We start from the raw sequence: 12,695 nt of genomic DNA, 5'->3' as shown, positions 1-12,695 counted from the left end.
CATAGTCACCTCTCCGCCCGTGAACACGGCTAATAATCGATGGGGAAATCACCGGCCTGCACCGCGATGCTCTGGCGGATGCTCGCGGCCGCCAGCTCCACCACCGATGGCAATGCGGACGATCCGGAAAGCCGGGCGGCGTGAAACGGTAGTATTCGTAGCGCCGTTCCAACTGCCGGAATTCGACCAACCTGCCTTCAGGCTCCTAAGAAGTGAAAATGGAAGAGGAGATGCTGGACGGCATTGCTCACATGGCTTTTCACCGGACAGTGATGACGCTTCGTCTTGATAGAGGCACTTGCATTGAAAACCATCCGATCGATCCGGCGCAGCCGCTTCCCGCATAGTGGGAATCCCGACACCGTGCGCGGGGACTTAATCGCATGCAGGCAGAAGGCGACATGTTGGGGGGCGGACGGTGCAGAAGTGCTCTCGTGTGGCTTGATCGGCACAGATCGAAGAACCGGCCGCGGCTTCATCCCACTAGACGATGCACCCCCGGCCAGCCGTGTCGCGATCAGCTTTTCAGGGTAACGATACTCACTGCGCCAGGTTTTTGCGTCGGGTTGGACGCATTCTTTTTAGACTTTTCTGCTTTTGGTTTGCGAACCTCACGGTTCGATCTTTTCTGACTTTTGGCCATCGGGAATTCCTTGGGCTGGGCTGGGCGTTTCGGCAGGCTGTCAGATCATGGCCGAGGATCGACTATTTGCTGGTGCGTTCTCGTAGATCAACGCGCAGTCCGCCATGACCGCCTGCAGGCCTTCGATTTCCCTTGTATCATGAGGGAGCAGCTGCGTCGCTTATATTTAACCGATCATGTGCAATATACAGTTCTCAGTACTCTAAGGCCTTGCCTGTTTGTTGCCTGAACCCGGAAGGCCGCCAATCTGTATCGGCCTCGCCGCGCCAACATCGGTGCCGGTCAACGACTGCAGCTAGCTGGGGAAAGCAGAGCGCAACCTTCTCGCAGCTCGAAACGTTCATCCGATGTGGTTTCAAGGCTCTTAAATGATGAAGACATCGTCTCTCATGCTCACGGCATTGTTTTGGTTGGCGGCATGTGACGGCCCCGCCGAGCAAGCGGGAGAAGAGCAGGATCGGGCTGCGGCCAACGCAGCAGGCCTGCCCTATGGGGGGTCAGGCCCCGCTGAAAAAGCCGGCGAGGCACAGGATCGTGCCAATGCCGCAGCGAGGAAATCGAGAGAGGCCTCTGCAGAGGCTTTGGAGGCTGAGGGCCAAAACTATCAGCGGCAGGCCGACGTTGAGGCCGAGAGGCTGGAGGCGGAGGCAGCAAAGTTACGTGATGAGGCAGATCGCAAAGCCAAGGCTCTCGACCGGAAAGCCGCTGCGATTGAGCGGTGATTCACCTATGGGTTGGTTTGCCTTGCCTCTGCAGCGAGAACTTCTTCCTCACACCTCGAATCATCCGGCGCATCGTTGAGGCGCTGCAGCACAAAGTACCCGCGTGCGAGCACATCAAACTGTGTGAAATTACGTCAACAGCCAACTTCCTAGTGGAATAAGCGCGCTGAAGGAGACAGGGTCAAGAATCCTGCCCTGCCCGCCAATTGGTACACCGCGCGGATAACTCGCCGCGATGGGCAAGCGCAGGCGCAGGATTGGTGGCATCTGGTCGACGGGGATTGGGGCTCGGGTTTCTTCCAGAACATGGTGGACGGATTGGTCCGCTTGATGGAAGCGCCGATGCCGGTTTTGGTCCCGGTCAATCTGGGCAACCCGGAAGAACATCGCATCCTCGATCTGCTCGACCATGTCGTGGCCGAGACGGGCACGATTTCGGACGTGAAGTTCACGCCGCTTCCGGTCGACGATCCGCGACGCCGGCGGCCAGGCATCAAACGGGCACGAAGCATGTTGGGCTGGGAACCTCGCGTCTCGCTCAAGGAAGGATTAGCGATAACCTGCGCTTTCTTTGCCCAGGAACTCGGCGTGCCAACGCAGAGCAAGGACGTGGGCACACGATCGAACGCCATCGGCACGTTCACCTCCGGGGCTGCGGAATGACCCTACCGGTCTGCAATGGCGTTCCTCGCTGTCACTTTTGCGGTCAGTCACGACCAGCACGTTCTGCTGTGCCTTGATTTCGATCTCACCCTGATGGACGCCGGCCACTGCCAGGTCGAAGGTAGCAATCGTCGGTTTGACGGATAATAGTGGAAGGCAATAGCCCTTGCCGACATTTGCGGCCCGGAGGAGCAAGCATGAAGCATACTTCGACTTCACCGCCCGCCCGAGGTAAGCGCCTGGACCACAGCATTGCGGCAGCATCGAGAGACGGCCTGGCGGCGGACGCATTATCGTCGCTTCGGCCTTGATGCGGATTAGCTCTCCCTTAGCTGCAGGCGAGCCTCCGCCGCGGCACGGATTAATTCCCAACCCGTCATTTCGGCAGCTTCCGGGGTCAGGGCGATCGCAATGCCGTCCGGCCCGTCCAGCAGGACCTGTCCCTCCTCCGCGACAGCTTTTCCGACGTCAGAATAGGGCTGGCCGGCCATATCCATCTCCGTTTTGATATGGGATTGAACGACAAAAGGCGATCAGTGTTCCATCACAGCATCATTGATGAAGTGATGGTCCGGATTAAATTCGCTGAGGCGATAGAAGGCGGCAGGATCAGCGAACGTCACCTGATTGGCCCGCATCGTCAGCAGTCGCGATCGCACAGTAGGTGGGCCTGATCCGATCGGCGCCGAGACTCTGCTTCGTCCATGCATCGCCAGCGCGTGCTCATTGCGTGCCCGTGTAGCCGCCCTTCTTCTCCCACATTTGGGTCAGCGCGGTTGTGCCGTGTCGCCTGCTTCCATCGTCGGTTGATAGCCGCCGAGCAGATGCAGACCCGATCTACATTTGCAAAGGCCGTGACTTTGATCATCAGGTGGCGAGGATGCGTGATCTCCGTACAAGCGACCGGTGCTATGCCGACGTCGCAATTCCATGCCAGAAAAGCGCGCGTGTCATGGTTCTCCATGGTTTGCTGCACGGGGCAGCGCCGACCGCATTATGATGGCAGCATAGCGTTCGGCCATGTCTAGGTGGATCGCCGCGATTTTCGGGTCCAATGCCGCCGCGGCAAGCGCCCGCTCTTTCTCTTCCCGAGATTGGTAATATTCCACCGAATCGTAATCGCGCATGTGGCTTACTCCCAACTTGTCAGATACTAGCCAAGAGTGTGAAGCTCATCTGCAACATGGATCATTGTTCGAGGATGGGCGTATTTTTTGTCTTTACGCGGGAGTCTTGTTCAAACGTGCCTATTCGCGCTTGATATCTGGCTTGAGGCTCGCACTGATTGCCCTAAGCAGTGTCACCGATCTTTGCAGGGTCGCGGGTCCATCGCCGAGTTCCAGCCCGATCTCCTGCTTCACTTCCGCTGCAACGGCAACGATCTCGACAGCATCGGCCACGCTGATGACCGATCGCGCGATGAGGGCATGAATCAAACTTTCCACTAACAGCATCGCGGCTTGGCCATAGGCATCGGGCTCTCGGGTTGGCTCTGATCCAGCTCGCTTGCTGTCATTATCGTTGGAGCGTAGATCGGCCATGTCAGCTTTCCCGGTTCAGGCGAGAGTGCCCGTCTCTCAGCCGCCGGTGCCTGTAGACGGTTCGACGATGGGACTGGTATAACGCTCTAGCGCGGGCAAACCAGCACTTACATCAACATTCGACAATAACTTTGAACAATATTAATGTGGGGTATCCTGTGGGATGAGGTTGCGTGGAAAACCGCTTCATCGACAAGCTGCACGGCTTCGGCCCTTTAAGCGACGAGGACGTCGCCGCCCTTACAGCTGCGACTTCCAAGCCGAGGAACGTCGCGGGTCGGCGCGATCTTATTCGCGAAGGCGATCGGCCAGGGCCCGTGTTCGTCGTCCTAGAGGGATGGGCGTGCCGCTACAAGATCTTGCCCAATGGGACTCGTCAGGTTTTGGCATTCCTCATGCCGGGCGACGCATGCGACCTGCACATTGGCCTGCTGGCCGAAATGGATCACAGCATTCAAACCATCACGCCTGCGCTCGTGGCAACGATTGACCGGATGGAGATGGATGAGCTCATGGATCGTCGCCCCGGTATTGCGAAAGCGATGTACGTCGCACAACTGGTCGATGAAGGCACCATGCGGGCCTGGATCACGAGCATGGGGCGGCGAACAAGTATCGAGCGTGTCGCGCACCTCATGTGCGAGTTGTATCTCAGAGCCCGAAACATCGGTTTGACGGATGAACCGGAACTTGCCTTGCCCTTGTCGCAGCTTCTGCTCGCGGACTCGCTTGGCATGACCCCGGTGCATCTGAACAGGGTTCTAAAGGAGTTGCGCGTGAGCGGGGCGATGATTCTAAAACGAGGAAGTCTTCTGGTGGCTGATCCAGGCAAGCTGGTCCAAATTGCCGGATTTGACGAAAACTACCTTCATCGACGATTAAGACGCGCAGCGTAAATAAAGGGCCGCGACCTCACTGTCCAAATTGTGCTGCGAGCATCCAGAATAAAATCTATGTTGCACATGCTCTGGTGAACCGTCAGCCCGACTATTGTGGCGTTTCCGGAGCGGCGCGGCTGCGAACTGGTGAAAATCAGGATCAGAGACATCGTTTCTGATCGAAAAATTCAAACTAGGCCACTGTGATCCAGAAAGGGCCCGGTAGACGGGTTTAGTCTGAGCTGATGGAAGATGTTCGCGTAAGCCTCCTCAACGGCCTAGGACTGTGCAGCTGATCCCTGGAAGATTACGCCTTCCCCAGCGGCACCGGTCACGCTGCTCACATTAGCACAAGGCAAGCCGGGAAAAAAATTGCGCAAGCTCGCATTACCCAGGTCCAACATCGGCGCCCGAGCCAAGCTCTTCCGATAGTTACACGGAAGGGAAGGCCCGCGCCCGACGAGGCCCATTTTTCAATTAAACATTCGAAAAGCGTCGGCAGAGGCGGCAGAGGTGCTCGCCCGCGCTGGATCGATTATTCGGTGTCGCCATGGGGCTGTTCCAAGACTAAGCTGTCCTCCCACACCTTGTTTAGAAATTCGGTCAGATGGTCTGCTTCGAACGGCTTCGTAAGTATCGTAACTTCAGATGATATCGCCTGCTCTGCGTAGCCAGTAACTATCAATGCAGGCGTCCCGGGTCGTAACGCCCGAATATGTCTCACCAAATCAGTCCCGGAAGTTCTGGGCATCGCGTAATCACTCACCACAATATCTATCGCCATAGGGTCAATCCTGAAAAGATCCAGCGCCTCTTCAGCGTCACCGGCTTCCTTCACTGTGTGACCAAGGTCTTGTAGCAGCGCTGCGGTTGTCGCACGAACTGCTATATTGTCGTCCACAAGTAGGATGTTGAACCGGAGCCCGACTGGAGAGGTCAAACCTTTGGAAGGATCATCAAGAAGATGGCGCCGAAGGCTTAACGCGGAAGGCTGCGGCAGCCAAATAGAAACGCTTGTCCCGACGCCGACCTCACTTTCTACTCGAACGGATCCCCCTGACTGCCTTGCGAAACCATAGACCATGCTGAGGCCCAGGCCCGTTCCTTTTCCGACAGCCTTTGTGGTAAAGAACGGTTCAAGAACCTGGTCGAGTATCTCGGGCGAGATGCCTGTCCCTTGGTCCTCGACAGTTAAGACGATGTAATCGCCCGCCACCAAGTCCTTTGATGCATGTGCCTCGTCAATTTGCGCGTTCATTGCCGAGATTGTGACAACACCACCCTCGGGCATTGCGTCGCGAGCGTTAATGATGAGATTCATCAGCGCCAACTCAAGCTGTGTCGGGTCAGCGTAGACGCGGCCGATGTCACTGCGCACATCCCATTTAAGTTCAACCAGGCCGCCGAGTGAATGCTCCAGAAGATCGGCGACCGAGCCGGCGAGCGAGGCCACGTTGATGACTTCCGGTTCGAGCTTTTGACGTCGGGCAAAAGCCAAAAGGCGCTTTACCAATTCAGCCCCTTGTTCGGCGGCATGCCGCGTCATCCCTACGATCTTGAGATGCTCTTCTGTTAAGGGCAAGCGCCGTTCTATCAAGCCGAGTCCGCCTAAGACGGCGGCTAACAGATTATTGAAGTCATGCGCAATCCCGCCGGTGAGTTGTCCGATGGCGTCCATCTTGCGCGCTTGCGTCAGTTGGCTTTCCAGCTCCTTGCGCTCCGTAATGTCGAGCAGGGTGCCAGCATATTCCACGGGATTGCCGGATGGATCGGGTAGCAACACCGCCTGGTCCAGAAAGTGACGATAACTTCCGTCGGCGCATCGCCAGCGATATTCGGTGGAGAATATTGGGCGACTTGGACGGTCAGCCAGCGCGGCCAACACACGATCCCGGTCATCAGGATGCAGACGCTCGGACCACAGGCCAGGTGAGGCCTGCAGTTCGCTCAGTTCAAAACCCGTGAGCGCCGCGAAATTGCCGCTCACGAATTTGGGCACCCGAGCCTGCGCTGCCAGGTCTTCTAGATATAGAATGATCGGCAGGGAGTGGATGATCGCGGCCTGGCGCTGCTCTGCGCGGCGCAGATCCTGCTCGATCCGCAGCCGCTCGGCATTGGCGCGAAGATTGGCATCAAGCAATTGTTGCTCCAGCCGAGCCTTGCGCTGGACTTCCTTGGTCATGTTGAACAGATCAACAAACACGGTCACCTTGGACCGAACGACCATGGGTTCGACTGGCTTGAAGACATAATCGACCGCACCCATCGCATAGCCGCGCAAAAGATGTTCGTCATCCTTGTTCACGGCTGTCAGGAACACGATCGGCACGCGTTTGGTTTGCTCCCGGGACCGAATGATCCTGGCCGTCTCGTAGCCGTCGATGCCGGGCATGTAGACGTCGAGTAGAATGACCGCGAACTCGGCCTTGAGCAGCTGTCGCAGCGCCTCTTCGCCGGAATTGGCGAGCACAACCTCCGCCACGTCCTGCAGCACATGGGACATGGCGAGCAGGTTGCGCTCATCGTCATCGACCACGAGCACGCGAGCCTTTTGCAGCGAAATCTCACTACCTTCCACTGCGGTTGGGTGTGGCGATGCCATCGGGCCGACAGCAAGATCACTGCTTTTCATTCGGAGCCGACCCGCTCGACGAGCTTGAGGTTCGGCGCTTCAAGGCTCGCTTCGCGTGATCGCACAATCCACACGCGGAGCAGCGCCAGCAGGAGGTCGATGTCTACCGGCTTGGCGATATAATCAGAAGCGCCGGCGTCCAGACATTTTTGCCGGTCGCCCTTCATGGCCTTGGCCGTGACGGCGATGAGCGGAAGGCTGGCGAGTGCTGGGCGCATCCGCACCTGCTGCATCGTCTCGTATCCGTCCATATCCGGCATCATGATGTCGATGAGCGCAAGGTCGATCTTTGGCGTCAGCTCCAGAATGAGGATGCCGTCCTTGCCGCTTTCCGCGTGGAGAACCTCCACACCATAGCTTTCAAGGACGCTCGTCAGAGAATAGATGTTGCGAATATCGTCATCGACGATGAGGATCTTTGCGCCCTCCAGCTGCAGCACACCCCGCGCCGGACTGGCTTCCTCGTTCAGACGGTGGGCAATCAGTTCTGCCGAGGTGGCTTTCGTCTCAATGAGCTCCGCAAGCCGCCTGAACACAGTCGACAGGCTTTCCTTGTCTGCCGGCTTTTCGGTCACCCCGTCAGCCCCCAGATCCAGCGCCCTCGCGATCTTGTCGGCGCCCGAGATGATATGAATGGGTAGATGCGCCGTCTGGGGATCGTGCTTCAATAGGTCAAGCAGCACGAAGCCGTCGATATCCGATAGGCCTAGATCAAGGGTGATGGCATGTGGCTGAAGTTTGCGCGCCATCGCCAGCGTCCCCGCTCCAGCGGTCGATACCACGCCCTTCAGGCCCGCGCTTCGCGCTATATCCAGAAGGATGGATGCAAATGTCGGATCATCTTCTACGATCAGCACGAAGGGAGAACCGTCCAACGTGTCGCGATCATCGCTCACCTCGAACGCGCCCGGCAGGGCAGAAGGTACGAGCGCGCCGCCATTATCATAGCGTGCCGGCGTGCCGGCCTGAATGATCGTCGGCGATGCGACCGTTTCGGGAAGGAATAAGGTGAATGTCGATCCTTCATTTGGCGTAGAACGAACCTGCAGCTCACCGCCCAACAAGCGGGCGATCTCGCGGCTGATGGAAAGACCCAGGCCCGTGCCACCATATTTCCGGCTGGTGGTGCCGTCGGCCTGCTGGAACGCCTCGAAAATGAGCTTCTGCTTGTCCTGTGGAATGCCGATGCCCGTATCCGTGACCGCGATCTCGATGGCCTTTTCCGCGCCGCGCAAAATGGGATGGTTGGTGCTCCATCCCTGAAAAGCGGTGCGCACGGACAGGGTCACGCCGCCGACCGCGGTGAATTTGAACGCGTTGGACAGGAGGTTGAGTACGATCTGTTGCAGCCGTTTCTCGTCGGTGCGGATCGTCGCCGGCAATCCTGCGTCGAACTCGACGCTGAAGTTGAGCCTCTTGTCCGCCGCCAGCTGGCGAAAGGTGCGCTCCATATGCAGGCTGAGGCTTTCCATTGGCATCTCGCCGACCTCGATCGACACGGTGCCGGACTCGATCTTGGAGAGATCGAGAATATCGTTGATGAGGTTGAGCAGGTCCGACCCAGCCGAGTTGATGGTGCGCGCGAATTCCACCTGCTTGTCGTTCAAATTGCCCTGAGGATTGTCGGAGAGCAATTTCGAGAGGATCAGGAGCGAGTTGAGCGGCGTGCGTAGCTCATGGCTCATATTGGCAAGGAATTCGGACTTGTATTTAGACGTAAGCGCGAGCTGTTCGGCCTTTTCTTCCAGTGCGCGCCTGGCCATCTCGATTTCCAGGTTCTTGGCTTCCACTTGCCGCTTTTCATTCTCCAGCAACTGCGCCTTTTCCTGTAGCTCCTCGTTGGTGGCGTGCAATTCTTCCTGCTTGGTGGTGAGTTCAGTCTGCCGTGCCTGAAGCTCCTGCGTGAGGAGCTGGGACTGTTTGAGAAGGCCCTCGGTCCGCATTGTCGCGGCAATCGTGTTCAGCACGATGCCGACCGATTCCATGAGCTGGTCGAGAAAGCTCTGATGGGTTTCGCTGAACTCGTTGAACGAGGCGAGCTCGATTACAGCCTTCACCTCATCCTCGAATAACGCGGGGAGGATGGCGACACTGGCGGGGCTTGCGGTGCCAAGGCCAGAGCCGATCCGAATGAAGTCGCCCGGGACATTTTGCAGCAGGATGGGCCGCTTGTCCGCTGCGGCTTGCCCTACCAACCCCTCTCGCAGCCTGAACTTGGCCTTGAGGTCCTCGCGGCTTTCGGCCCCATAGCTGGAAGCAAGCTCGAGCGCCATTTCGTCGCCATCGCGCTCAGTGACATAAAACACGCCATATTGAGCGTTCACCAGCGGCGCCAGTTCCGACATGATGAGATTGGAAACGGTGGTCAGATCCCGCTCGCCCTGCAGCATGCGGCTGAACCGGGCGAGGTTGGTCTTGAGCCAGTCCTGCTCCGCATTCTTCAAGGTCTGGTCCTTGAGGTTGCGGATCATCTCGTTGATATTGTCCTTGAGCGCGGCCATCTCGCCCGAAGCTTCAACGGCGATGGACCGCGTAAGATCGCCCTTTGTAACCGCGGTGGCCACGTCCGCAATTGATCGAACCTGGTTGGTAAGATTGGCGGCGAGCTGGTTTACGTTGTCAGTCAGGTCGCGCCACAAGCCAGCGGCACCCGGCACACGCGCCTGTCCGCCCAGCTTGCCCTCGATACCCACTTCGCGTGCCATGTTAGTCACCTGGTCGGCGAAGGTGGCAAGCGTTTCAATCATGAAGTTGATCGTTTCGGCTAGCGCGGCAATCTCTCCCTTGGCGTCCACGGTGAGCTTGCGCTTGAGGTCGCCCTGCGCCACCGCCGTAACGACCTCGGCAATACCACGCACCTGATTGGTGAGATTGGTCGCCATCAGGTTGACATTGTCAGTCAGGTCCTTCCAGGTGCCCCCCACGCCGGGGACCTGGGCCTGTCCGCCGAGCTTGCCTTCGGTACCGACTTCGCGAGCCACGCGCGTCACCTCGGAGGCGAAGCCGTTCAGCTGATCGACCATCACGTTGATGGTATTCTTCAGCTCCAGGATTTCACCCTTTACATCGACGGTGATTTTCTTCGAAAGGTCGCCACGGGCAACGGCAGTGGTCACGTCCGCGATGTTGCGGACTTGGCCAGTGAGGTTCGCGGCCATCAGGTTCACATTGTCGGTGAGGTCCGCCCATGTCCCGGCCACGCCGCGGACCTGAGCCTGCCCGCCCAACTTGCCCTCGGTGCCCACCTCGCGCGCCACGCGGGTGACCTCCGACGCGAAGCTATTGAGCTGGTCCACCATGGTGTTGATGGTGTTCTTCAGCTCCAGGATTTCGCCCTTCACATCCACCGTGATCTTTTTGGACAAGTCGCCTAAGGCCACCGCGGTCGTCACTTCGGCGATGTTACGGACCTGCCCGGTCAAATTAGCCGCCAGGTCGTTCACATTGTCGGTCAAGTCCTTCCAGGTGCCGCCGACGCCTTCCACCTGTGCCTGGCCCCCAAGCTTACCCTCTGACCCCACTTCGCGCGCCACGCGCGTCACTTCCGAGGCGAAGGAATTGAGCTGATCAACCATCACGTTGATGGTGTCCTTCAGCTCAAGAATTTCCCCCCGCACATCGACGGTGATTTTCTTGGACAGGTCGCCTCTGGCGACGGCGGTTGTGACTTCGGCGATGTTTCGGACCTGCGCGGTCAGGTTGCCCGCCATGAGATTGACAGAATCGGTCAGATCCGCCCAAGTGCCGGCGACCCCTTCCACCTTCGCCTGCCCGCCAAGCTTCCCCTCCGAGCCGACTTCGCGTGCCACGCGTGTCACTTCCGAGGCGAAACCGTTTAGCTGGTCCACCATGGTGTTGATGGTGTTCTTAAGCTCTAGGATTTCGCCCTTCACTTCCACCGTGATTTTTTTCGACAGGTCCCCCTTGGCCACGGCGGTCGTGACGTCCGCGATGTTGCGGACCTGGCCAGTGAGGTTCGCAGCCATGAGGTTCACATTATCGGTGAGGTCCGCCCATGTACCTGCGACGCCGCGCACCTGGGCCTGCCCACCCAGCTTGCCCTCGGTACCCACCTCACGAGCCACGCGGGTCACTTCAGACGCGAAGCTGTTGAGCTGATCCACCATGGTGTTGATCGTGTTCTTCAGCTCCAGGATTTCGCCCTTCACGTCGACGGTGATCTTCTTGGAAAGGTCACCCGAAGCGACCGCCGTCGTCACTTCGGCGATGTTGCGCACCTGGCCGGTGAGATTGTCAGCCATCAGGTTGACGTTATCGGTCAAATCCTTCCAGGTGCCCGCGACGCCGGGCACCTGCGCCTGTCCGCCCAGCTTGCCTTCGGTACCCACCTCGCGGGCGACGCGGGTCACTTCCGATGCGAAGCTGTTGAGCTGGTCCACCATGACGTTGATGGTGTTCTTGAGCTCCAGGATTTCGCCCTTCACATCGACGGTAATCTTCTTGGAAAGGTCACCCGAAGCGACTGCCGTCGTCACTTCCGCGATATTGCGCACCTGGCCAGTGAGATTGTCGGCCATCAGGTTGACGTTATCGGTCAAGTCCTTCCACGTGCCGCCGACGCCTTCGACCTGCGCCTGCCCGCCGAGCTTGCCCTCTGTGCCCACCTCGCGCGCCACGCGCGTCACTTCCGAGGCGAAGCTGTTAAGCTGATCGACCATGACGTTGATCGTGTTCTTCAGCTCAAGGATCTCCCCCTTCACCTCGACCGTGATTTTCTTGGAAAGATCACCCGAGGCAACGGCGGTCGTCACTTCAGCGATGTTGCGCACCTGCCCCGTGAGGTTGGTCGCCATGGCGTTGACGTTGTCGGTAAGGTCTTTCCAGGTGCCGGCGACGCCCTTCACCGTCGCCTGCCCGCCGAGCTTGCCCTCAGTCCCCACCTCACGCGCCACGCGGGTCACTTCCGAGGCAAAGGATGCGAGCTGCTCTACCATCGTATTTACGACCTTGCCGATGCGGAGAAATTCTCCGCGCAGCGGGCGACCATCGATTTCGACTGTCATCGACTGTGACAGGTCCCCCTTGGCCACGGCGCCGATGACACGCGCGACCTCCGCGGTGGGCTGGACCATGTCTTCGATAAGCTCGTTGACCGAGCGAATTTTCGCTTCCCAGCCCCCCATCGCACCCGGGACATGGCCCCTCTGCGTGATCTTGCCGTCCTTGCCTACCACGTGGGAAAGACGCTCAAATTCGCTCGTCATCTGCTCTTCAAGACCAACGACCTGATTGAACAGAAGTGCGATTTCGCCATCCTGTCCATCAAGATCCTCAGGCAGCCGAACGCTGAAGTCGCCTCGGCTAAAGCCCCTCAGCGCTGCCAGCAAGTCGCGACGATCCAAAGCTTTGTGGGACACTTGCTCGTTCACTTCATACTCCTGAACTTCCGATGGACAGCGCCCCCGCCAGCCAGTCTCGCCTCATAGCAGAGCCAACCTCCGTCGCACGCAAAAAAATAACCCTCTGAAAGGGCACTAGCTCGATGTCGTCTTAAGGGCCGGTTCCCGCAGCGGCGGGCAACAATGGCCAAGCGTCCCTTCGAACGATTGCGTCACCAGGCGCCGTACGCGAGGGGGAGAATTCAAGACGCTTGTG

At 58.6% G+C, this 12,695-nt stretch carries 8 protein-coding genes; 3 read left to right on the top strand and 5 right to left on the bottom strand.

Translation table 11 applies throughout. The features are described 5' to 3' along the window. Positions 1 to 1,014 precede the first annotated feature (1,014 nt). Together EP837_RS21415 and EP837_RS14990 are read left to right on the top strand one after the other, a co-directional pair. Positions 1,015 to 1,365, top strand: coding sequence for a hypothetical protein (locus EP837_RS21415; RefSeq protein WP_082919805.1), 351 nt, complete (start codon positions 1,015 to 1,017; stop codon positions 1,363 to 1,365). Between the two features lie 330 nt (positions 1,366 to 1,695). Beyond that, positions 1,696 to 2,028, top strand: coding sequence for a hypothetical protein (locus EP837_RS14990; RefSeq protein WP_225870665.1), 333 nt, complete (start codon positions 1,696 to 1,698; stop codon positions 2,026 to 2,028). Between the two features lie 317 nt (positions 2,029 to 2,345). On the opposite strand, the gene EP837_RS21410 is transcribed toward EP837_RS14990, so the two are convergent. From EP837_RS21410 to EP837_RS14980, 3 genes are all read right to left on the bottom strand, one after another. After that, the gene (locus EP837_RS21410; protein WP_197486405.1) at positions 2,346 to 2,519 is read right to left on the bottom strand and encodes a hypothetical protein; all 174 of its coding nucleotides are present in this window, start codon (positions 2,517 to 2,519) and stop codon (positions 2,346 to 2,348) included. Positions 2,520 to 2,978: 459 nt separating this feature from the next. Next, on the bottom strand, positions 2,979 to 3,155 hold the full coding sequence (locus EP837_RS21080) for a hypothetical protein (protein ID WP_156518625.1): 177 nt from the start codon (positions 3,153 to 3,155) through the stop codon (positions 2,979 to 2,981). A 120-nt stretch (positions 3,156 to 3,275) separates the two neighbouring features. After that, entirely contained in the window at positions 3,276 to 3,569 is a 294-nt protein-coding gene (locus EP837_RS14980; RefSeq protein WP_066530334.1) for a hypothetical protein, read from the bottom strand. A 173-nt stretch (positions 3,570 to 3,742) separates the two neighbouring features. On the opposite strand from EP837_RS14980, the gene EP837_RS14975 reads away from it, so the two are divergent. Further along, on the top strand, positions 3,743 to 4,465 hold the full coding sequence (locus EP837_RS14975) for a Crp/Fnr family transcriptional regulator (protein WP_066530332.1): 723 nt from the start codon (positions 3,743 to 3,745) through the stop codon (positions 4,463 to 4,465). Positions 4,466 to 4,982: 517 nt separating this feature from the next. Here EP837_RS14975 and EP837_RS14970 read toward each other — a convergent pair. Together EP837_RS14970 and EP837_RS14965 are read right to left on the bottom strand one after the other, a co-directional pair. Next, complete coding sequence (locus EP837_RS14970; protein WP_066530327.1) at positions 4,983 to 7,079, bottom strand: response regulator; 2,097 nt, start codon at positions 7,077 to 7,079, stop codon at positions 4,983 to 4,985. Further along, positions 7,076 to 12,469 carry a HAMP domain-containing protein gene (locus EP837_RS14965; protein ID WP_066530324.1) on the bottom strand — a complete coding sequence of 1,798 codons (5,394 nt, stop codon included), beginning with the start codon at positions 12,467 to 12,469 and terminating at the stop codon, positions 7,076 to 7,078. The genes EP837_RS14970 and EP837_RS14965 overlap by 4 nt, the downstream gene beginning before the upstream one ends. Positions 12,470 to 12,695 lie beyond the last annotated feature (226 nt).

It is taken from the genome of Sphingobium sp. EP60837 (assembly GCF_001658005.1).
Taxonomy (GTDB): Bacteria; Pseudomonadota; Alphaproteobacteria; order Sphingomonadales; family Sphingomonadaceae; genus Sphingobium; species Sphingobium tyrosinilyticum.
The sequence above is the reverse complement of the archived record's forward strand: the minus strand, read 5'-3'. Positions and strand labels throughout refer to the sequence as shown.

Coding starts and splice junctions, on each gene's coding strand:
- EP837_RS21415 (WP_082919805.1), top strand. CDS start 1,015: ATGAAGACATCGTCTCTCATGCTCACGGCATTGTTTTGGTTGGCGGCA.
- EP837_RS14990 (WP_225870665.1), top strand. CDS start 1,696: ATGGAAGCGCCGATGCCGGTTTTGGTCCCGGTCAATCTGGGCAACCCG.
- EP837_RS21410 (WP_197486405.1), bottom strand. CDS start 2,519: ATGGCCGGCCAGCCCTATTCTGACGTCGGAAAAGCTGTCGCGGAGGAG.
- EP837_RS21080 (WP_156518625.1), bottom strand. CDS start 3,155: ATGCGCGATTACGATTCGGTGGAATATTACCAATCTCGGGAAGAGAAA.
- EP837_RS14980 (WP_066530334.1), bottom strand. CDS start 3,569: ATGGCCGATCTACGCTCCAACGATAATGACAGCAAGCGAGCTGGATCA.
- EP837_RS14970 (WP_066530327.1), bottom strand. CDS start 7,079: ATGAAAAGCAGTGATCTTGCTGTCGGCCCGATGGCATCGCCACACCCA.